General features: G+C 65.3%; 20 protein-coding genes. 8 read left to right on the forward strand and 12 right to left on the reverse strand.

Annotated elements, in window-relative coordinates:
* Positions 1-207: 207 nt before the first annotated feature.
* From ABID26_RS17805 to ABID26_RS17830, 6 genes are all read right to left on the reverse strand, one after another.
* Complete coding sequence (locus tag ABID26_RS17805; protein ID WP_126096675.1) at positions 208-990, reverse strand: carnitinyl-CoA dehydratase; 783 nt, start codon at positions 988-990, stop codon at positions 208-210.
* A complete protein-coding gene (locus tag ABID26_RS17810; RefSeq protein WP_126096674.1) occupies positions 983-3,061 on the reverse strand; it encodes an acetate--CoA ligase family protein in 2,079 nt (692 codons plus the stop codon). The genes ABID26_RS17805 and ABID26_RS17810 overlap by 8 nt, the downstream gene beginning before the upstream one ends.
* Before the next feature lie 65 nt (positions 3,062-3,126).
* The gene (locus ABID26_RS17815; protein WP_354416015.1) at positions 3,127-4,290 is read right to left on the reverse strand and encodes an acyl-CoA dehydrogenase family protein; all 1,164 of its coding nucleotides are present in this window, start codon (positions 4,288-4,290) and stop codon (positions 3,127-3,129) included.
* 4 nt (positions 4,291-4,294) lie between these two features.
* Positions 4,295-5,422, reverse strand: a complete 1,128-nt coding sequence (locus ABID26_RS17820; RefSeq protein WP_126096672.1) for a carnitine 3-dehydrogenase — start codon at positions 5,420-5,422, stop codon at positions 4,295-4,297.
* A 2-nt stretch (positions 5,423-5,424) separates the two neighbouring features.
* Positions 5,425-6,048: an HD domain-containing protein gene (locus tag ABID26_RS17825; protein ID WP_292302806.1), complete on the reverse strand. Its 624-nt coding sequence runs from the start codon at positions 6,046-6,048 to the stop codon at positions 5,425-5,427.
* A gap of 18 nt (positions 6,049-6,066) precedes the next feature.
* Entirely contained in the window at positions 6,067-6,984 is a 918-nt protein-coding gene (locus ABID26_RS17830) for a beta-keto acid cleavage family enzyme (protein WP_292302807.1), read from the reverse strand.
* Between the two features lie 136 nt (positions 6,985-7,120).
* On the opposite strand from ABID26_RS17830, the gene ABID26_RS17835 reads away from it, so the two are divergent.
* On the forward strand, positions 7,121-8,101 hold the full coding sequence (locus ABID26_RS17835; RefSeq protein WP_292302808.1) for a GlxA family transcriptional regulator: 981 nt from the start codon (positions 7,121-7,123) through the stop codon (positions 8,099-8,101).
* On the opposite strand, the gene ABID26_RS17840 is transcribed toward ABID26_RS17835, so the two are convergent.
* The 3 genes from ABID26_RS17840 to xylA all read right to left on the reverse strand — a co-directional run bounded on the left by ABID26_RS17840 (position 8,082) and on the right by xylA (position 10,651).
* Positions 8,082-8,843 carry a TIGR01458 family HAD-type hydrolase gene (locus tag ABID26_RS17840; protein ID WP_354416016.1) on the reverse strand — a complete coding sequence of 254 codons (762 nt, stop codon included), beginning with the start codon at positions 8,841-8,843 and terminating at the stop codon, positions 8,082-8,084. The genes ABID26_RS17835 and ABID26_RS17840 overlap by 20 nt on opposite strands.
* A gap of 87 nt (positions 8,844-8,930) precedes the next feature.
* Positions 8,931-9,134: a hypothetical protein gene (locus ABID26_RS17845; RefSeq protein WP_292302810.1), complete on the reverse strand. Its 204-nt coding sequence runs from the start codon at positions 9,132-9,134 to the stop codon at positions 8,931-8,933.
* Between the two features lie 191 nt (positions 9,135-9,325).
* The gene (gene xylA / locus ABID26_RS17850) at positions 9,326-10,651 is read right to left on the reverse strand and encodes a xylose isomerase (protein WP_292302811.1); all 1,326 of its coding nucleotides are present in this window, start codon (positions 10,649-10,651) and stop codon (positions 9,326-9,328) included.
* 112 nt (positions 10,652-10,763) lie between these two features.
* Here xylA and ABID26_RS17855 point away from each other — a divergent pair, with 112 nt between their 5' ends.
* Entirely contained in the window at positions 10,764-11,126 is a 363-nt protein-coding gene (locus ABID26_RS17855) for a nuclear transport factor 2 family protein (RefSeq protein WP_059187826.1), read from the forward strand.
* Between the two features lie 227 nt (positions 11,127-11,353).
* On the opposite strand, the gene xylB is transcribed toward ABID26_RS17855, so the two are convergent.
* The 3 genes from xylB to ABID26_RS17870 all read right to left on the reverse strand — a co-directional run bounded on the left by xylB (position 11,354) and on the right by ABID26_RS17870 (position 14,939).
* Positions 11,354-12,808 (reverse strand): xylulokinase, encoded by a 1,455-nt coding sequence (xylB, locus tag ABID26_RS17860; protein ID WP_292302812.1) that lies wholly within the window; start codon positions 12,806-12,808, stop codon positions 11,354-11,356.
* 82 nt (positions 12,809-12,890) lie between these two features.
* Positions 12,891-14,216, reverse strand: coding sequence for a tetratricopeptide repeat protein (locus ABID26_RS17865; protein ID WP_126096662.1), 1,326 nt, complete (start codon positions 14,214-14,216; stop codon positions 12,891-12,893).
* Positions 14,217-14,315: 99 nt separating this feature from the next.
* The gene (locus tag ABID26_RS17870; protein WP_292302813.1) at positions 14,316-14,939 is read right to left on the reverse strand and encodes a LysE family translocator; all 624 of its coding nucleotides are present in this window, start codon (positions 14,937-14,939) and stop codon (positions 14,316-14,318) included.
* A gap of 230 nt (positions 14,940-15,169) precedes the next feature.
* Between ABID26_RS17870 and ABID26_RS17875 the strand changes: the two genes are divergently transcribed.
* The 6 genes from ABID26_RS17875 to ABID26_RS17900 all read left to right on the forward strand — a co-directional run bounded on the left by ABID26_RS17875 (position 15,170) and on the right by ABID26_RS17900 (position 21,255).
* Positions 15,170-15,934 (forward strand): L,D-transpeptidase, encoded by a 765-nt coding sequence (locus ABID26_RS17875; protein ID WP_292302814.1) that lies wholly within the window; start codon positions 15,170-15,172, stop codon positions 15,932-15,934.
* 76 nt (positions 15,935-16,010) lie between these two features.
* On the forward strand, positions 16,011-17,177 hold the full coding sequence (locus ABID26_RS17880) for a diphosphate--fructose-6-phosphate 1-phosphotransferase (RefSeq protein ID WP_292302815.1): 1,167 nt from the start codon (positions 16,011-16,013) through the stop codon (positions 17,175-17,177).
* Positions 17,177-17,923: an MBL fold metallo-hydrolase gene (locus ABID26_RS17885; RefSeq protein WP_292302816.1), complete on the forward strand. Its 747-nt coding sequence runs from the start codon at positions 17,177-17,179 to the stop codon at positions 17,921-17,923. The genes ABID26_RS17880 and ABID26_RS17885 overlap by 1 nt, the downstream gene beginning before the upstream one ends.
* 188 nt (positions 17,924-18,111) lie before the next feature.
* A complete protein-coding gene (locus tag ABID26_RS17890) occupies positions 18,112-19,659 on the forward strand; it encodes a DegQ family serine endoprotease (RefSeq protein ID WP_292342887.1) in 1,548 nt (515 codons plus the stop codon).
* A gap of 213 nt (positions 19,660-19,872) precedes the next feature.
* Positions 19,873-20,484 (forward strand): sulfite oxidase-like oxidoreductase, encoded by a 612-nt coding sequence (locus ABID26_RS17895; protein WP_292304942.1) that lies wholly within the window; start codon positions 19,873-19,875, stop codon positions 20,482-20,484.
* Between the two features lie 24 nt (positions 20,485-20,508).
* A complete protein-coding gene (locus ABID26_RS17900) occupies positions 20,509-21,255 on the forward strand; it encodes a ferredoxin reductase (protein WP_126096655.1) in 747 nt (248 codons plus the stop codon).
* Positions 21,256-21,399: the final 144 nt, after the last annotated feature.

Raw genomic sequence — 21,399 nt, forward strand, 5'->3', positions numbered from 1 at the left:
TGCCGGCCATCTCCCCCGCAAGGGGGGAGATTGGCAGTTTCGTCGACGGCACTTCTCCTTCAACGTCGGCGATTGGCGAAAGCGACGGCGACATCCGATCTCCCTTGCGGGGGAGATGCCCGGTCCACCCTCCGTAGCTGCAGCGCAGCTGCTGCGAAGGACGGGCAGGGCTGAGGGGGGTGCGAAGGAACGCCATCGTCTGTGAGACTACTTCCCCTTCCACACCGGCTCGCGCTTTTCGGCGAACGCCCGGAACCCTTCCAGATTGTCCTCCGAGCCATAGAGGATATCGACCGTCGGCAGCTGGCGGCGGGTCACCTTGTTCATCGCGTCCTGGAAGGTCAGCGCTTCCGCCACGCGCGCCGTCTCCTTGATCGCCGCGAAGACCAGCGGCGGGCCGCTGGCCAGCAGCCTGGCGATCTCCCAGACGCGGTCCTCGAGCTTCTCCTTGGGCAGCACCTCGTTGACCAGGCCCCAGCGATGCGCTTCCGCCACATCCATCCAGCGGCCGGTGAGCAGAAGGTCCATGGCGACATGATAGGGGATGCGCTTGGGCAGCTTGATGGTGGCTGCGTCGGCCAGCGTGCCGGCACGGATCTCGGGCAGCGCGAAGGAGGAATGGTCGGAGGCGTAGATGAGATCGCAGGACAGCGCCAGCTCGAAGCCGCCGCCCACCGCCATGCCGTTGACGCAGGCGATCACCGGCTTGTTCAAGTCGCGCAGTTCCTGCAGCCCGGCGAAGCCGCCGACGCCGTAGTCGCCGTCGACCGCGTCGCCCGCCGCTGCCGCCTTCAAGTCCCAGCCGGCGCTGAAGAACTTGTCGCCGGCGGTCTTGACGATGGCGACGCGCAAGGCGGGGTCGTCGCGGAACGCCTTGAACGTCTCGCCCATCAGCCGCGAGGTCTTCAAGTCGATGGCGTTGGCTTTCGGCCGGTCGAGCGCGACTTCCAGGATGGTGCCTTCGCGGCGGGTGGTTATGACGTCAGCCATTCTTCTTTTCTCCAAGCACCAGCAGGGTGTCGGCGATCCACGCGCCCTTGCCTTCGGCGCAGACGATCAGCGGGTTGATGTCCAGCTCCTCGATCTCGCCTTCATTCTTCTGGACGAAGTCGGCAATGCCGGCGATGGCGTCGATGGCGGCCGCGACGTCGGCCTTCGGCCGGCCGCGATAGCCTTCGAGCAGCGGATAGAGCCTCAATCCACGCAATGCCGCCTCGATGTCGTCGCGCGTCGCCGGCAGCATGAGCGTCACGCTGTCGCGCAACAGCTCGACCAGCACGCCGCCGGTGCCGAGCGTCATCACGGCGCCGAACATAGGATCGCGGGTGAAGCCGACGATCAGCTCGGCGACGCCGTCGCGTACCATGCGCTCGGCATAGAGGCCGGTGCCGAGCGGCAGCAGGTCATGCGCCGCGTTGCTGACGGATTCGGCGTCCTTGAGGTTCAGCCGCACCGCGCCGACTTCCGACTTGTGCGTCACGCCCAGCGCCTTCAGTGCCACCGGGAAGCCGAGCGCCATCGACGAGATCACCGCCTCGACCGCGTTGGAAGCGCGCTCGCCTGTCGGCACCGGCAGGCCGGCCTTGATCAGCCTGTCCTTGGCCTCGGCCTCGTCGGGTGTGACATGGTCGCCATCGGTCGCGCCAGCCGCCGTGGTGTCGACCGGCTGCGCCGCGGGCTCGCGCCAGGCCCAGCCGATGAAGGCCGCCGCCTGGGCGGCGTCCATGGCTTCCGAAATGCCGAACAGTGGCACCATGCCGCGCGCCATCAGCCCGGCGGTGTATTCCTCCGGCAGGTTCTCGGGCAGCGACGACACGATCGCGCCTTGCGCCCTGTTGGTCTTCAGCGCCGCCTCGAAAGCGCGCAGCGTCGCCCACCAATCGGTGTCCGAGCAGCGGTCGGGGCGCGGGAAGTCGAGCACCAGCATGTTGAGGTCGAAGCCGCCCGACACCATGGCGGTGAAGGTGGCCGTCATCGCCGGCTCGTTGTTCCAGATGAAGGTGTGGTAGTCGAGCGGATTGGCGACCGCGACCAGGGGCCCGAGCGTCGATTTGACATGGGCGCGATGCTCGGCGCTCAGCGTCGGGAAATGCACCCAACGGCCTTCCGCGCTGTCGGCCATGACGGAGGCTTCGCCGCCCGAGCAGCTCATCGATGAGAGTTTGTAGCCGGGCAGCGGTCCGGTGATGTGCAAGAGCTTCAGCGCCTCGATGAAGGCCGGAATCGAATCGACGCGCGCGATGCCGAGCCGCTTCAGGAAGGCGCCGGAGGCGGCGTCTGAGCCGGCAAGCGAGGCGGTATGCGAGACAGTCGCCTGCCGCGCCTGTTCGGAGCGGCCGACCTTCATGGCGATGATCGGCTTCTTCAGCTCGCGGGCTCGGGCGGCCAACCTCTCGAAGCCGGCTACCGAGTCGAACGCCTCGATGTGCAGACCGAGCGAGGTGACGCGCTCGTCCTCGATCAGGCCGAGTGCCATTTCCGAAAGGCCGGTCTGCGCCTGGTTGCCGGCCGTCATCAGGAAGGCGATCGGCAGGCCGCGCTTCTGCATCGTCATGTTGATGGCGATGTTGGAGGACTGTGTGATGATGGCGGCGCCCTTGCCGCCGTCGGCCAGCCTGATGCCGCCGTGCTGGTCGGGCCAAAGCAGCGCGCCGTCAGCATAGTTGATCAGGCCATAGCAGTTCGGGCCGATGATCGGCATCTCGCCGGCGGCGGCGACGAGCTCCGCCTGCAGCCGCTCGCCATCCTCGTCATAGGCCTCGGTCTCGAGGAAACCGGCGGCAAAGCAGACGGCTCCGCCGGCGCCGCGCTCGGCCAGCGCCTTGACGACTTCGATGGTGAGATGCCGGTTGACGCCGACAAAAGCGGCGTCCGGCGCCCCGGGAAGGTCGGCGACGGAGCGATAAGCCTTGCGGCCGGCGACCTCGTCCTTGGTCGGATGCACCGGCCAGATCTCGCCGGCAAAGCCCATCTTGATCGATTGCGCGACGACGGCGGCGGCCTGCGCACCGCCGAACACGGCGATCGATTTCGGGCGCAGGAGACGTTCGAGTTTATGCATGGTCATCTTTTCGTTTGAGCGCGATCTTTTCCCAAAACCGGATCCCGATTTTTGGCGATCATGCTCTAACCCCCGAACGGACGCAGCAACGCCCGCGAAATAATATGTCGCTGAATCTCCGAAGTGCCTTCCCAGATGCGCTCGACGCGGGCGTCGCGCCAGATGCGCTCCAGCGGCAGGTCGTCCATCAGCCCCATGCCGCCATGGATTTGGATCGCTTCGTCGGCAACGAAAGCCAGCATCTCGGTGGCCTTCAGCTTGGCCATCGCCATGTCCTGATCGGTGACGGTGCCCTGATCGTACTTCCAGCCGGCCTCGAACACCATCAGGTCGGCGGCCTTCAGCTCCGTCGCCATGTCGGCGAGCTTGAAGGACACCCCCTGGAACTTGCCGATCTGCTGGCCGAACTGCTGGCGCTGCGCGGCATATTCGATGGCGTGCGAAAGCGCGCGCTCGGCGCGGCCGAGGCAGGTGGCGCCGACCTGCAGGCGCGTGGCGCCGAGCCAGGAATTCGCCACCTCGAAGCCCTTGTGCACTTCGCCCAGGATTTGGCTCGCCGGCAGCCGGCAGTCGTCGAACTCGAGGATCGAGTTGGTGTAGCCGCGATGCGAGACGTTGCGGTAGCCGTCGCGCACCGTGAAACCCTTGGTGCCCTTGTCGACGAAGAAGGCGGTGATCTTCTTGCGCTTGCCGCGCGGCGAATCCTCTTCGCCGGAAGCCATGAAACAAATCGCGAAATCGGCAAGGTCGGCATGGGAGATAAAATGCTTGGTGCCGTTGAGCACCCAGTCCGAACCGTCCTGCACGGCGGTCGCCTTCATGCCGCGCAGGTCCGAGCCGGCGCCCGGCTCCGTCATCGCCAGGCAGTCCCATTTCTCGCCGCGGATGCAGGGGAAGAGATATTTCTCGCGCTGCTCCGGCGTGCCGGCGAGCAGGATGTTGGAGGGCCGCGCCACGCAGGTCCAGTGCAGCGCATAGTTAGCGCGGCCAAGCTCCTTCTCGTAGAGCAGCCAGCTGACCGTATCGAGACCGGCGCCGCCGACGTCGGCCGGCATGTTGGCGGCGTAAAGGCCGGCCGCGATCGCCTTGGCCTTCAGTTCGTCGATCAACTCGCGGCGCAGTTCGCCGGTGCGCTCCACCTCGCGCTCATGCGGGTAAAGCTCGTTCTCGACGAAGGCACGCGTCGTCTCGACGATGAGCTTTTGTTCTTCCGAAAGCCCGAAATGCATCGCCTCAGCCCTTCTTCTTGCTCTTCTTCGCCTTGTCGGCTTTTGCAGGCTTCACGGCTTTTGCCGGCTTGGCGGCCTTCTTCGCCGGCTTGTCGGCCTTCACCTTCTCCGTTGCCTTGGTGGCCGGCTTCGCCGCCAGCTTGGCGAGTTGTTTCGTATAATCCTTGTGCAGCGCGCCGGCACCCCAGCCCTTGCCCTTGTTCTGCTTCGACAGCGCTTCCATGATCGCGACCAGATTGTCGTCGCGGATCTTTTCCAGCTCGCGGATCGACAGGCCATTCGCCTGCTCGTCCGATTGCGTGGCGATCAGGTCGACCAGCTCGTCGTTGAACTCCGGCACGTCCATCAGCTTGGTCCACGGCCATTTCAGGCAGGGCCCGAACTGCGCCATGAAGTGGCGCATGCCGGCCTCGCCGCCGGCGACGCGATAGACCTGGAACATGCCCATCTGCGCCCAGCGCAGGCCGAATGAGTAACGCATGATGTCGTCGAGTTCCTCGACGGTGCAGATGCCGTCCTTGACCAGCCACAGCGCCTCGCGCCAGGCCGCTTCCAAGAGGCGGTCGCCGACGAAGGCCTCGATCTCCTTGCGCACCACCACCGGCTTCATGCCGATCGAGGCGTAGAGTTCCCTGGCGACCTCGATCGCCTCCGGAAAAGTCCGCTGGCCGCCGACGATCTCGACCAGCGGCAAGAGATAGACCGGGTTGAATGGGTGGCCGACCACCAGCCGTTCCGGATGCTTCTTCATCGCCACCTGCATGTCGGTCGGCTTGATGCCGGAGGTCGACGAGCCGACGATGGCATTGGCCGGCGCATGCAGGTCGATCTCGGCCAGCACCTTGTGCTTGAGGTCGAGCCGCTCCGGCACGCTCTCCTGGATGAAATCGGCGTCAGCCACCGCTTCGGCGATCGTCTTGGCGAAGGTGAGCTTGCCTTCCCTGGGCAGGCCGCCGGGCAGCATCTGCTTGTAGGCGCGCCGCGCGCCCTTCATCACTTCGCTGACCTTGCGCGACGCCTCGGGGTCCGGATCGAAGATCGACACGTCGATGCCGTTCAAGAGCAGGCGCGCCACCCAGCCGGCGCCGATCACGCCGCCGCCGATGGCGGCCGCCTTGTTGATGATGCTCATGCTCAGGCTCCGGTTCTTGTCTTGGCTGTTTCTGGATCGGTAAGCGGCACGCGCTCGCCGGCGCGGATCACTGTCGGGTCGTAGGCCTTGCGCGCGAAGACTTCGAGCACGAAGGGCCGGAAGAACTCGACCGGCAGCGTGTCGTAGTCGGGGTCGAAGCTCGACTGGTCCCAGCGCTCGCAGAACTGGTCGCAGTCATCGAAATAGAGATGGCCGGCAAAGCGGTCGCGGGCATGCCGGTCGCCGCCGAGATGATGCGCGTAATAGAGGCGCTGGAAGTCGCCGTGCTTTTCCACCACCCAGGTGCATTGCTCGCGCACGAAAGGCTTCAGGATCGTCGCGGCATATTCGTCGTGGTTATAGGGCGCGTAGATGTCGCCGATGTCATGCAGCAGCGCCGAGACCAGCCAGTCGATGTCGGCGCCGTCGCGCCAGGCGCGCGTCGCGGCCTGCAGCGAGTGGCCGAGCCGGGTGATCTTGTAGCCGGACAGGCCCTCGTCGAGTTGCACGAGCGCATCGAGCAGCCGATCGCCGGTCCTGGCGGCATAGTCGATCTCGTGGGCGGTCAGGAATTCGTAGTCTTGCCTGTCGCCATCCTTCATCGCGGTGAATTTGACGGTAGCCATTTTTTGACTCCCTTCAAATCACGCTGCGATCGGCGCCCGCTTGGTCAGGTTGAGCTTCTTGCGCACTTCCTCCGGCCCGAGGACGCGCGCACCGAGATTGGTGACAATGCTCGCGGCACGTTCGACGAGCTGCGCGTTGGTTGCGAGCACACCCTTATCGAGCCACAGATTGTCCTCCAGGCCGACGCGGACATTGCCGCCGGCCAGCACGGCGGCCGCGGCATAGGCCATCTGGTTGCGGCCGATCGAGAAGGCCGACCAGTTCCAGGTCGACGGCACGTTGTTGACCATCGCCATGAAGGTGTTGAGGTCGTCCGGCGCGCCCCACGGCACGCCCATGCAGAGCTGCACCAGCGCATCCGCGTTCAGAACCTTTTCCTCGACCAACTGCTTGGCGAACCACAGATGCCCGGTGTCGAAGGCCTCGATCTCGGGCTTCACGCCCAGCGCCGTCATCATGCCGCCCATGGCGCGCAGCATGCCGGGTGTGTTCGTCATGACATAGTCGGCCTCGGCGAAGTTCATCGTGCCGCAGTCCAGCGTGCAGATCTCCGGCAGGCACTGGCGCACATGCTCCATGCGGTTGGTGGCACCGCCCATGTCGGTGCCCCTTTCGTTGAGCGGCAGCGGCGCTTCCGGCGAGCCGAACACCATGTCGCCGCCCATTCCTGCGGTGAGGTTCAACACCACATCGACGTCTGCTGCGCGGATGCGCTCGGTGACTTCGCGGTAGAGATGCACGTCGCGCCTGGGCTTGCCGGTCTCGGGGTCGCGCACATGGCAATGGACGATCGCGGCGCCCGCCTTGGCGGCATCGATCGCCGAATCGGCGATCTGCTTGGGCGAGCGCGGCACATGCGGGCTGCGATCCTGCGTGCCGCCGGAGCCGGTCACGGCACAGGTAATGAAGACCTCACGGTTCATCGCGAGCGGCATGGTCTTTCCTCCCAAATTCGATCAGCCATGCATGTCGCCCAAAAGTGGGAACCGGTTTTGGGATAACGACATGCACCGAAACTACTCCAAGAATGACTCACTTGCCGAAAACTGTTTTGCGTTTTACGAAGCTGTCATGATAAAAAGCGAAAAGCCGACGATCTTTCGCTCGGAGGGCGAAACGCTCAAGGTGACGTTCCTGGTGTTCTCGGGCTCGTCGATCATGTGCGTGGCATCGGCGGTCGATCCGCTGCGCGCCGCCAACCGCATCTCCGGCGAGACGCTGTTCGACTTCAAGCTGGTCTCGGTCACGGGCGAGGCGCCGGTCACCACCTGCGGCCTGCCGGTCGCCGTCAGCGGCCGCTTCGATGGGGCCGAGCCGACCGACATGCTGGTCGTCGTCGCCGGCTTCGGCACGCAGAACTACGCCACGTCGGCGCTGCTTGCCGGCCTGCGCCGTGCGGCGCGCGCGGCCCGCGCATGCGGCGGTGTAGAGGCCGGCACCTGGCTGGTGGCGCGGGCGGGTCTGCTCGAAGGCCGCAGCGCCACCACCCATTGGGAAGACATGGAGGATTTCTCCGCCGCTTTTCCCGGCGTCGACGTGCGGCCGGACCGTTACGTCATCGACGGGCCGTTCTTCACCTCCGGCGGCGCCTCGCCGACCTTCGACCTGATGCTGCATCTGATTCGAACCCGGCTCGGCATGGCCGCCGCGCTCGATGTGGCGAGCGTCTTCATCTACGACCAGGCGCGCGCCGCGACCGACGCGCAGCCGCTGGTCTCGCTCGGCCGGCTCGACGGCTATGATCCCAGGCTGGCGCAAGCGATCCGGCTGATGGAAGCGCATGTCGACGAGCCGCTCACCATCGACGCGGTCGCCAAGCGCGCCGGCGTGACGGCGCGAACGCTGGAAAGCATTTTCCGCAAGTCGATCGGCGAGACGCCGGGCGCCTATTATCTGCGGCTGCGCCTCAGCGCCGCCCGGCGCCTGGTGGTCGACACCCGCATCGCCATGGCCGACATTGCCGGGCGCACCGGCTTTTCCTCCGCAGCCGCATTCTCCAGGGCGTTTTCCAGGGCTTTCGGCGAGGCGCCGGTCAGGCTGCGGCGCGGCTGATTATCCAGTCGGTCGCCGCCGCAAGATCGTCGATAACAGCCGTGGGCGCCGGATCGAAGCGCGTTTCGTCATTCGGGCGGTATTTGCCGGTGCGCACGAGCAGCGCCGCGCCAAGGCCGGCACTGAGCGCGCCGGCGACATCGCTCTCGGCATCGTCGCCGACCATTACCGCATCGGCCGCCGGGCAGTTCAGACCGGCGAGCGCCGAGAGGAAGAAATCCGGCGACGGCTTGCCGAGCACGACAGGGCTTCGCCCGCTGGCGAATTCGAGCGCCGCGACGAAGGCGCCGGTATCGAGGCTGAGCAGGCCGTCGGCATCCTTGAAGGTGCGGTTGATGGCAAGCGCGACGAAATCGGCGCCGGCAACCAGCTCGCGGAAGGCGCGGTTGAGACTGGCATGATCGAAGGCCTCGCCGGCATCGCCGACGACGACGGCGCGCCCGCTGCCGCCCTCCAGTCCGGAAAACTCGACCTCCAAATCGGGATGGACGAGCAAATGCGGCTGGCGGCCATGCTTGCGCAGCCACTCGACGGCGGCGCGCGCCGGCGTCAGCAACTCTTCATCCGCAACCTTGATGCTCATCGCGGCAAGCTGCGCGATGATTGCGCCGCGTGGCGAGCGTGTCGTGTTGCTGACGAAACGGAGTAACAGGCCTGCGTTGCGCAGGCGCTCGATGGCTGCCGCAGCGCCTGTTATCGGGGTGTCGCCGTCGTAGACGACACCCAGAAGATCGAGCAGCACCGCGCGTATCATCGATTAAGGATGGAGAAACAGTCTCCGTTCGTCAAACCAGGGAAGAATCAGGCCTGGAAACAGGCCATGGAAGAATCAGGCGGCGTCGCGGCCTTCGCGAACAATGCGCGAGCGCATGCTCTTGGCCAGCGCCGTTTCCAACCGCGCGGCGACCGCGCGATCCCATTCGTTTGTCTTGCGGGCGCCATCCTTCGGATGCGGCAGCGCCATCAGCCGATCGATGATCGATCCAGCCTCGCCGGGCGAGAGCAGGGCGTCGATTTCGCGTTCGTGCTGCATACGTTTCGCCTCCTTCGTTCCTTCCCGCCACATGGCCACACTATACGAAGTCCGTGACGGCTGTTTGAAGGCAAGAGCGGGGCGATTGAGGGGCAGCGCGGGGCAAAACCTTGTTATCGGTTTCAGCCCCGCGAAAAGCTGTTTTATCTTAGAGTCCGCTTGAACGACCGGCTATGTAAGGGCGAGCGCCCTTACACGTATCGGTTGACGATGTTCTCGAGCAGTTCCTGCCGGCCGGAGCGCGGCTGCGGCTCGATCTTTTTCTTCACCACGCGCTCGGCGATCTCTTCCAGCGTGCGCTTGCCGGAAAGCATCGCCTTGCCTTCTGCCGTGTTCCAGCCGGCATAGCGTTCAGCGAGCGGAGCGGACAGCGCCTTGTCCTCGATCATCTTTGCCGCCGCCTTGAGGCCGCGCGCGCAGGCATCCATGCCGCCGATATGGCCGATCAGCAGGTCCTCCGGGTCGAGCGATTGGCGCCTGAGCTTGGCGTCGAAATTGGTGCCGCCGGTCTTGAAGCCGCCGCCCTGCAGGATCTGGTAGTAGGCCAACGCCATTTCCGGCACATTGTTGGGGAACTGGTCGGTGTCCCAGCCGGACTGGTAATCGTTGCGGTTCATGTCGATCGAGCCGAAGATACCGAGTGCATTGGCCAAGGCCAGTTCGTGCTCGAAGGAATGGCCGGCGAGAATCGCGTGGCCCTGCTCGATGTTGAGCTTGACCTCCTTCTCCAGCCCGAAACGCTTGAGGAAGCCGTAGACGGTCGCGACATCGTAATCATACTGGTGTTTTGTCGGCTCCTGCGGCTTCGGCTCGATCAGGATCGTGCCCTTGAAGCCTATTTTGTGCTTGTAGTCGACGACGAGGTTGAGGAAGCGGCCGGCTTGCTCCTGCTCGCGCGCGAGATCGGTGTTGAGCAGCGTCTCATAGCCTTCGCGCCCGCCCCACAGCACGTAGTTCTCGCCCTTCAGTCGTTTGGTGACGTCGATGCAGCTCTTCACCGTCGCCGCCGCATAGGCGAACACGTCCGGATCGGGATTGGTGGCAGCACCCGCCATGAAGCGGCGATGCGAGAACATGTTCGCCGTGCCCCAGAGCAGCTTGACGCCGGTTTGTTTCATCTTGGCCGAAAAATAGTCGGCGATCTCGTCGAGGCGCGCGGCGCTTTCCGAAAAGTCCTTGCCCTCGGGGCGGACATCGGCGTCGTGGAAGCAGAAATAGGGGATGCCGAGCAGCGAGAACATCTCGAAGGCGACATCGGCCTTGAGCTTCGCCAGCTCCATCGTGTCGACGCCGCCGGCCTTGGCGAACCACGGGCGGTCGAAGGTCTGGCCGCCGAACGGATCGCCGCCCTGCCAGGCAAAGGAATGCCAGTAGGCGACGGCGAAGCGCAGATGGTCTTCCAGCCGCTTGCCGGCCACCACTTCGTCCGGGTTGTAGAACCGGTAGGCGAGCGGATTGGTCGAATCCGGCCCCTCATACTTGATTGTCTTGATGTCGCCGAAAAAGCCGCTGCTCATGGTTTCTTTCCTCTCCAAGTGCTTCCGCCCGATTACCTCAGGCGTAATTGGTTTCGCTCTTTCCTTGGGCGAAAAACGTCATGTCGAAACGATCCAACGAAGGATGAAGATAATGACCGACCTCAACACGATTGCCCGCAACTACATCACCGCCTGGAACGAGAGCGATGCGGCACGCCGCAAGGCTTTGCTCGAGGCAGCCTTCACCAGCGACGTCAGCTATCGCGACCCGGTCATGCAGGGCGATGGCCATGCGGGCATCGCCGCGCTGATCGACGGCGTCCAGCAGCGCTTCGCCGGCTTCCGGTTCTCGCTGAAGGGCCAGCCGGATGGGTTCGCCGACCGCATCCGCTTCTCGTGGAATCTGGGGCCGGAAGGCGCAGAATCCGTCATCGAAGGCACCGACATCGGCGTCATCGAGAACGGCCGCCTGAAGAGCGTCACCGGCTTCCTCGACAAGGTGCCGGCGCAGTGAGGCTAACTGGTGAGGTGGGGTGCGAGGCCCCCCCCTCTGGCCTACCGGCCATCTCCCCCTCAAGGGGGGAGATCGGATGTCGCTCCGGCTTTCGCCAATCCCCAGCGTTGCAGGAAAGAGCGGGGCGTCCCAACTGCCAATCTCCCCCCTTGAGGGGGAGATGCCCGGCAGGGCAGAGGGGGGTGCCTCGCGCCGTCCCATGCGACTACGGGGTGCCTCGCGCATACTCACGCAGTAACAGCCCTGATCGCCGGATAGAGCGCCCGATAGCGCTGATAGGCATCTGCAAAAGCGCCGCCGAGGCCGGCGTCCGGCTCGATCGTGGCGTCGGTCGCCGGCGCGGTGCAGACGGCAAGCGGATCGGCGCTGGTCGCGGCGATCAGGCCGAGCCGCGCCGCGCCGAAGGCGGCGCCGAAATCGCCGTCGGCCGGAATGTCGATCGGCACCTGCAACGCGGTGGCGATCGCCTTCAGCCAGTAGCGCGAGCGCGAGCCGCCGCCGATCGCCGTCACTCGGGTCAGCGTCGTGCCGGCCATCTTCAGCGCTTCGAGACTGTCGCGGAAGGCAAACGCCACGCCTTCGAGCACGGCCTGGGTCAGCGCGGCCCGGCTCGATTGGTGGGCGAGGCCGGTGAAGGATCCGCGGATGGCGGAATCATTGTGCGGCGTGCGCTCGCCGGAGAGATAGGGCAGGAAAGAAACGCCCGTCGGCGCCTTGAGCTTGTCGCCGAGCTCCCCGGTCAGGTCGCCGGCGCCTTTGCCGGTGATCTCCGACAGCCAGTTGAGCGAATCGGTGGCCGAGAGGATCACGCCCATCTGGTGCCAGGTGGCGGGCAGCGCATGGCAGAAGGTATGCACCGCGCTTTCCGGATTGGGCAGATAGGAGGCGTTGGCAGCAAAGAGTACGCCGGACGTGCCGAGAGAGACGAAAGCGTGGCCGGCGCGAACCGTGCCCATGCCGCAGGCCGAGGCCGCGTTGTCGCCGGCGCCGCCGGCAACCGGGATGCCGGCCGCAACGCCCCATTTCGAAGCAAGTTCGCCACGCAAGGCGCCGGCCTTCGCCGTGCCTTCGGTGAGCGACGGCATCTGTCTTTCGTCGAGCGACGTCGCGTCGAGCAATTCCGGCGACCAGCGGCGCTTGCCGACGTCGAGCCAGGACGTGCCGGCCGAGTCCGACATTTCCGAAATGTGCTCGCCGGTCAGCCAGAGCCGCAGGAAATCCTTGGGCAGAAGCACCTTGGCAACCCTGGCGAAGATTGCCGGTTCGTTGTTCTTCACCCAGGCGAGTTTCGGCGCCGTGAAGCCGGGGAAGACGATGTTGCCGGTGAGCTTGCGGAAGCGCGGGTCGGCGTCGAGCGCTGCAGCCTCGACATGGCTGCGCGTGTCGTTCCACAGGATGCAGGGGCGCAGCACCTTGTCCGAGGCATCGAGCAGGGTAGCGCCATGCATCTGGCCGGAAAGGCCGATGCCTTTGACGGCCGCCAGTTCCTTCGGATGGGAAGCCCTGAGCTCGACGATCGCCGTCTCGCAGGCCTCGATCCAATGCGCTGGCGTCTGCTCGGACCAGCCGGGATGCGGGCGCGAGACATCGAGTGAGCCATGGCCGGAGCCGATGACTTTCTGCCCGGCATCGATCAGTAGCGCCTTCACGCCCGAGGTGCCCAGGTCGAGGCCGAGATACATGATTTCCTCCCACTGCCATTAATTTTTTCGGATCTCGAAAAAATCTGGCTTGGCCAGTTCTTATGACAAGATCCGCCTCGGGTCAATTCTCCGACAAATCGGCCGCGCGTCGCGAGAACAGCGCCGACAGCGGGCTCTCCGGCCGCGCCAGTTGGCGCTCGGCGGTCAAGGCCCGTGCCAGTGCGCCATCACCGGCGCGAAGCGCGGCCTCGATCAGCGTCAGGTCGATCACGTCGCGTTGCGCGTGGCTGCCGCCGAAGCGATGGGCAATCGAGCGGATCGGCCGGATCAGGCGCACGGATTCGGTGTAGCTGCCTTCGCCGAACTCCTTGATCGCCAACGTCAAGGGATGGCCGACGTCGCGGGTAAAGGCGGCATTGTCGTCGCTGCCATTCATCGCTTCGCGCTGCGCCTCGAGCAAGGTCCGCGCCGGCGCCTCCAGCCCCGCGCCGACAAAGGCCATCATCGCATGCGCGTCGTTGAAGGCATAATTGCCGGCGGCGGCCTTCGGCATCCAGTTCGCGGCAAGTACCGCCCAGCGGTCGCCGACATCGACGCCGCCGAGATGGAGGCGCCATAGGATCGCCGAGGCATCGACCATGTTGAGCGCCAATGTCGAGCGGTCGCCGTAGATCGGCCCGTCATAGAGTTTGAGCACCTCGTCGGTCTCGCCGAGGTCGTAGTGGAAAAGCGCCAAATGCCACCAATTGTGGATCTTGAGGAAGCTGTCCTTCGTCCACGCCTGCGGGTTGGCGCGCATCCAGGCTATGCCGTCCCTTTGCCGGCTCTGCATTTCCATGACATGCGCGACCGCGTGCTGCGCCCACCCGTCGCGCGGCTCGATCGCGATCGCCTGCCGGCCGAAGGATTCTGCGCGGGCATAGTCGCCCATCTCCTCCAGCCCGAAGGCCTGCATGCCGAGAACGGCATGGTAGCCCGGCATGCCCTTTTTCCAGGCCGGCAGCGCCCGGCCGATGCGGTCGCGCAGCATACGGGCATTGCCTGTGAAGAAGTCGATCTGGTGTCCCACCTGCAGCGCCACCGCGTCGAGCGGCTCGTCGATCGCGATATCCTCGAGGATGCGAGCGGCCTCATGCCAACGGCCCTCGGCGAGATGGCCGAGGGCGCACACATGCGCCTGTTCGCGCGTTGTGCCGGCAAGCGGCAGCGCCGCAGCATGACACGATCGCGCGACAGTCATTGCCTCGCGCTCGGTGGCGAGGCCGAACAGGTAGCCTTTGAACACATGCGCCATCACGAAGCCGGGGTCGCCGGCGATCGCACGGTCGATAGAGCCGACCGGGTCGCCGATGAAGCATTGCAACTCGTGGACGGCTCTGGCGTAGGACGAAAACCCGGCTTCGGTCGCGCCCGAATAAGCCAGGCCGAATGCATCCGTTAGCGCCATGCCATGTCCTCGTCTTCGCCTGTTGAAGACGATCCTAGAACATCGATCGCCGACCCGCCAACCGGAGTGAGCGGTCTCGGCGGTGAACCCGTCTCTGCCTCAATTCCCCGAGCGCACCGCCACCGTGGCGATGCCGGCGCCGACCAGCAGCGTCCCGCCGGTGCGGTTGAAGATGCGGATCGCCTTCGGGTTGCGCACGATCGCGCGGGCCCTGGATGCCACCAGCGCATAGCCGAAGGCGTTGCAGAAGGCGAGTGCCAGGAAAGTCGTCTCGAAGATCAGCATCTGCGTCCAGAAATCGGCGTGCCGGTCGAGGAACTGCGGCAGGAAGGCGACGAAGAAGGTGATGCTCTTGGGGTTGAGCGCGGTGACCAGCCAGGCATGCGCCATCATCCTTGCCGCCGACACCGCGTCGGTGCGCGGTTCGGCCTTCAGCGCGCCGCCGGCGAGGAACAGCTTGATGCCGAGATAGATCAGATAGCCGGCGCCGATAATCTTGAGCACGGTAAACACGGTGGCCGAGGCCGCGAGCAGCGCGCCGATGCCGAGCATCGACAGCGTCATGGCGGTGAAGTCGCCGAGCGCGACTCCGACCGCCATCGGCAGCGCGGTGCGCCAGCCCTGGCCCAGCGCATAGGAGACGACCAGGAGGATCGTCGGACCCGGGATGACGAGAAGAATGGTGGAGGCGGCGGCAAAGGCAGCCCAGTTTTCGAAGGACATTTCCTACTCCTTGAGCGCAAAGAACAGGATAAATCCTGGGGTTGTCGCGATTGTAAAGAGGGCAATCGGGAAAATCTTCGGCGCTGGCCCGGCGTCTTCCTTCGGCGAAGTAATGGGCTGTTAGGGTTAAGCCCGGCCTTCGGCCTTTCACGCTTTTTCAACCATGAATGATGAAAATGCCCGCCATTCGGCCGGACCGTGCTTCCCGCCGACAGCGTAGGGTCTGGTGCATGCGCGAGTTGCCGCAAAGTCTGACGCCGCCTTCGAACGGCGACACAATCGAAACCGAAATTTCCCGCCGCTCCATGCTTTCCGGCATGGGCGCCATGGCGCTGCTCGGCATCGCCGGCTGCAGCACCACCGACACGCTCGACCTGCCGCAATTGCAGCTCGACGACACGGTGACAGGTTCCGTCCACCCGATGCGCCCGGCGATCAGCGTCGACAAGAACATCACCGGCCCGGACGTGATGTATGCGTCGCTGACCGATGGCGGCTTCGAGGTGCCGGCGGTGCCCTATCAGAAGGTCAAGGCGGAGTTCCGCCGCCAGATCGTCGTCGACAAGACCGGCGAGGCGCCCGGCACCATCGTCGTCCACCTGCAGGAGCGCATGCTCTACCTCGTGCAGCCCGGCGGCGACGCCATCCGCTACGGCGTCGGCATCGGCAAGGACGGTTTCCGCTGGTCGGGTCGCGCCAACATCCAGTATGGCCGCGAATGGCCGGTCTGGACGCCGCCGCCGGAAATGATCCAGCGCAAGCCGGAGCTGGTGAAATGGCAGGGCGGCCAGCCCGGCGGCCTCACCAATCCGCTCGGCGCCCGCGCGCTCTACATCTACCAAGACGGCAAGGACACCGGTTACCGCATCCACGGCTCGCCCGAATGGTGGAGCATCGGGCAGGCGATGTCGTCGGGCTGCGTGCGCCTGATCAACCAGGATATCATCGACCTCTACAACCGCGTGTCCAAGAAGAACCCGGTCGTCGTCGTCTGATCAGTTTTCTTCCGTTGCGCGATGCCGCAAGACGGGCGAAGGTGCCCTGAAACACGTCGCTCGGGAGAAGAAGATCATGGCCGGAACTTTCGTCATCGCGCAGGGCGGCGGCCCGACCGCCGTCATCAACCAGACAGTCGTCGGCGCCACGCTGGAGATCCGCAAGCGGCATCCCGGCGCCAAGGTCCTGGGCTCGATCCATGGCGTGCGCGGCATCCGCGACGGCAACTACGTCGACCTTTCCGCCATCCCCGAAAACCAGCTGCGGCTGATCGCCGGCACGCCGAGCGCCGCCCTCGGCTCGACCCGCGACAAGCCTGACGCGGCCTATTGCGAGGTCATCCTCAACGGACTGAAGAAGGCCGGCGCCGATGCCTTCATCTATATCGGCGGCAACGACACTTCCGGCACCCAGCAGATCCTGACCGATGCCGCAGGCGGCACGATGGCTTTCGTGCATGCGCCGAAGACCATCGACAACGATCTCGAGGAGAATGACCACACGCCGGGCTTCATTTCGGCCGCCGAATTCGTCGCCGGCGCTTTTCTGTCCGTCGATCTCGATTTCCGCGCGCTGCCCGGCATCTATGTCGGCATCGTCATGGGCCGGCATGCCGGCTTCCTGACCGCCGCCGCCGCTGCCTGGCAGCTCGATCCCGATAGCGGCCCGCATCTCGTCTATGTGCCGGAGCGGGCCTTTTCCGCCGAGCGCTTCATCGACGATGTCCGCAAGACGCTCGACCGCCACAAGCGCTGCATCGTCGCCGTTTCGGAAGGCGTCAGCACCGCCGACGGCAAGGCGCTGGTCGAAAGCCTGGTGCCGCCCGAAAAGCTCGAGCGCGACCAGCACGGCAACGTCAAATTGTCGGGCAGCGACCTGCCTGCGGCGCTCGAGCGCGCGCTGGCCGAAGGCCTGCCGGGCAAGCGGGCGCGTGTCGATGCGTTGGGTTACATGCCGCGCGGCTATGTCGGCGCGATCAGTGCCGTCGACGCCAGGGAAGCCTTCGATGCCGGCGCCTTCGCGGTTGCCGTCGCCGAGGAAGGCGGCGGCTCGGTGGCGCTGCAATTTGATGGAACGAAGACCGTGCTGAAGAAGGTGCCGCTCAAGGCGGTCGCCGGCAAGACGCGTCACATGTCGGACGATTTCATGAAGCCGGATGTCAATCAGCTGTCAGAGGCCGGCATGGCCTATCTGAAGCGGCTGGTGCCGGAAAAGTACAAGGTCGGAAAGCCCTTCGTCTGATGGGCGAGCTTGCGGTGGGCGACTGGTTCGGCACGGCCATTGTCGACACCAGGACGACGATGCTGACTGAGCCGTTCGTGCATGATTTCGTGCGCGCCAACATCTGGCATTTGAAGGGCCGCGACGCCGACCTGCTGGTCGACACCGGCATGGGCATCTGCCCGCTGGCGCCCGAGATCGATACGCCGGCGGGGAAGCCGCTGATTGTCGTGGCCACCCATATCCATCTCGACCATGTCGGCTCGCTGCACGAATTCCCGCTGCGTATGGGGCCGAAGGTCAGCGCGGCGCAGTTTGACAGCATGGATGATGCGGTCACCTACGCCTACATGTTCCACAATCTCGACGGCGCGGTGTCCAAATTGCCGGCGCCCGACTGGAAGGCGAGTGGCTACCGGATTCCGTCGGCGCCGCTGACCCGCACGCTCGACGAGGGCGATGTCATCGATCTCGGCGACCGAAAATTTCGCGTGCTGCATCTGCCTGGGCATTCGCCGGATTCGATCGGGCTGTTCGACGAAGCCGACGGCCTGCTCTTTGCCGGCGACGCCATCTATGACGGCATGCTGATCGACGATCTGCCGGATTCGGACCGTGCTGCCTATTGCCGCACCATGCAGCGGCTGCTCGACCTGCCGATACGCATCGGCCATGGCGGCCATGGCCCGAGTTTCAACGGCCAGCGCATGCGCGAGATCGCCTCCGCCTATCTGCGCCGGAGAGAGCGCTTCGTGAGCGCTCTCTGAATTAAATCTTCGTAAGGTCGCCTCAAAACCCTAATTCGGGCCATTCCTCACCCTAGATGCATGGCTGTCGATCCGGCCGGCTGCCTGCACGGCGAGACAGGCAATCCCGGTCGTCGACACGCCGACGGGTGCGTGCTTCACGAACCGCCCCGCGGCGCCGGATCAACTCTCGCCCGGACAGAACGACCATGTCACCTATCAGCATTCTTCGCAGACATCGCGTCGCGGCCCTGCTGGGCGCTGCGCTGATCATCTCTCCCGTCGTGGTTTCCTTTGCGCAAAACGCCGGCAATGCCGGCCTGAGCAACGTGGTCGCGACGACACAGACGCCGGTCGCCGGCATTACCGCCCCGAACGGCTCGTTCGCGCCGGTTGTCGCCACCGCCAAGCCGGCTGTCGTGACGGTCACGACCGTCATGAAGGCGCAGGCCGGCCCGACGGGCGACGGCTCGCCCTTCGACGGCAATTCGCCCTTCGACCAGTATTTCCAGCAGTTCTTCGGCGACCAGGGCATCCCGGCGCCCAAGACGCCGCCGCAGCAGCAATCGCCGCGGCAGGAGGCTTTGGGCTCCGGCTTCATCGTCGGGTCGGACGGCACCATCGTTACCAACAACCACGTCGTCGACGGCGCGACCTCGATCAAGGTGACGCTGGACGACGGCACCGAGCTTCCCGCCAAGCTCGTCGGCCACGACGCCAAGAACGATCTGGCGGTGCTCAAGGTCAAGGCGAGCAAGCCGCTGCCGACCGTCAAATGGGGCGATTCCGACAAGCTGATGACCGGCGACCAGGTGTTGGCGATCGGCAATCCGTTCGGCATCGGCACCACGGTCACCGCCGGCATCGTCTCGGCACGCGGCCGCGACCTGCATAGTGGGCCGTTCGACGATTTCATCCAGATCGACGCGCCGATCAACCACGGCAACTCAGGCGGTCCGCTGGTCGACGTCAGCGGCAATGTCATCGGCATCGACACCGCGATCTTTTCGCCCAACGGCGGCAGCGTCGGCGTCGGCTTCGCCATCCCGTCGAACCAGGCCCAAAAGGTCGTCGCCAAGCTGATGAAGGGCGGCGATATCGAATACGGCTATCTCGGCGTGCAGATCCAGCCTGTCACGCAGGATGTCGCGAGCGCCATCGGCCTCGATCATCCGGGCGGCGCGCTGGTCGCCCAGGTCACCGATGGGTCGCCCGCGGCCAAGGCCGGCATCGAGACCGGAGACGTGATCACCGGCTTCGGCGGCCAGGAAATCAAGGATCCGAAGGACCTGTCGCGCGCCGTCGCCGACGTTTCGCCCGGCGCCAAGGAGACGCTGAGTGTCTGGCGCAACGGCAAGGCCATGCAGATATCTGCCGATGTCGGCCGCAACACCGAAGATGCGCAGACCGCCTCCAATGGCGAGGAGGGCAAGCCGTCCACCGAACAGGGCTTGCGCGTGCCGTCGCTTGGTCTTGGCCTGACCGATATAACGCCCGACATCCGCCAGCAACTGAACCTTACCGACAACCAGCGTGGCGCCGTCGTCGAACGTGTCAACCCGGACAAGGCGGCGTCGTCCGCCGGCATCGAGCCGGGCGATGTCATCGTCGCCGTCGACCGCACGCCGGTAAAAAGCGCCAGGCAGGCAAACCAGGCGATCGCCGAGGCCGGCAAGTCCGGCAAGAAGTCGGTGCTGCTGCTGGTCGATCGCGGCGACGCGCAGATCTTCGTCGCCGTGCCTTTCGCCGCCGGCTGAGGCCGACAACGCCCTGCCGGCACGGAGCAATTCCAGCAAAAGTGCGTCGCGGTTTTCCGTCCGAAATAGCGCGGAGAAAGAAACCTGGAGCGGGTCAGCGATCCTATCAAGCCGCTCCAGGCGGCAGGCCATCCGCCAAGATTTCTATTGCCCGCCGGGGCGTCTTCGAGAACAGTGCCGGGATCGATCAAACCAATTGCGAGTGGTATCTCGATGGTTACCCGCGGCTTCTTTTCCGGACGGCGTCCTCCATCGGACACGGATCAGCGCATCCCGCCGGGCCAGTATCTGGAACAGGGTTTTCCGGTCCTCTCGGCCGGGCCGACGCCGCGCCTGCGCACGGAGGACTGGTCCTTCACGCTCAGACACGGGCCGCGGCCGATCAAGAGCTGGAACTGGGCCGAGTTCAACGCCCTGCCGCAAAGCAAGATGACCCGCGACATCCATTGCGTGACGGCATGGACCAAGTTCAACACACCCTGGCAAGGCGTGCTGATCGACGACATCGTCGCCGATGCCGGCATCGAGCCGCCGACCGCCTTCACGCTGGCGCATTCCTTCGACGGCTATTCCACCAATGTGCCGACCAGGGACCTTGTCACCGGCAAGGCGATGGTGGCGCTGCTTTACGAGGGTAAGCCGATCACCCCAGACCATGGCGGACCGGCGCGGCTTTTGGTGCCGCATCTCTATTTCTGGAAGTCGGCCAAATGGGTGAACGGGCTGCAGTTCACCGAGCGCGACGAGCCGGGTTTCTGGGAGCTGCGCGGCTATCACATGTATGGCGACCCCTGGCGCGAGCAGCGCTATTCAAGCGATCCGTGAGGGGCGATCCGTGAGGGGCGACCCATGAGCGCCGAACCGCGGCCGCAATCGCCGTGGCAGGCGGCCACGATCACCCGCATCGAAAAGCGCACGCCGCGCGTCACCAGCTTCTGGTTCCGGCCGTCGCGGCCATTCGTCCATCTGGCGGGGCAGCATGTCGACATCAGGCTGACGGCGCCGGATGGCTATCAGGCGCGCCGGTCCTATTCCATCGCCTCCGCGCCGGAGGCAGGCGCGGGCATCGAGCTGGCGATCGAGCGGCTCGACGATGGCGAGGTTTCGCCTTTCTTCCACGATGTGGCGGAGGTCGGCGACGAGATCGAATTGCGCGGACCGCTTGGCGGCCACTTCATCTGGGAGGCGAGCGACGGCGGGCCGATCCTTCTGGTCGGCGGCGGCTCGGGCGTGGTGCCGCTGATGGCGATGGTGCGCCACCGCACTTTGCAAAAATCGGCCGCGCCGATCGCGCTGGTGTTTTCGGCGAGGGTCTGGGACGAGGTGATCTTCCGCGACGAGTTGATCGGTCTTGACGACCGCCGCGATGGCTTCGATCTGGTGCTGACGCTGACGCGCGAGCAGGCCAGACGGCCGGCGGATTATTCGCGCCGCATCGATGTCGCGATGGTCATGCAGGCCATCGAACGGCTGCCGAAGCCGCCTGCGCTTGCCTTCGTCTGCGGCTCGAACGCGTTCGTGTCCGCGGCCGCTCAGGCGCTGATCGATGCTGGCGTTCCGGCGGAGATCATCCGCACCGAACGCTACGGGGTGTGAACGCTCGCTCGCTGTCTCAACCAGACCAAATCGGGCTTCGCCTGCTCCAGCCGGCCATCTGGGAGCGCCTTTTTTCTGTTCGCAGCCGGCTTGGAACGGTGCCGGCAACGCTTCCGAATCGGCTCACGATCAGCCCTCGAAATG

Source organism: Mesorhizobium shonense, from assembly GCF_040545255.1.
GTDB classification, from domain to species: domain Bacteria; phylum Pseudomonadota; class Alphaproteobacteria; order Rhizobiales; family Rhizobiaceae; genus Mesorhizobium; species Mesorhizobium shonense.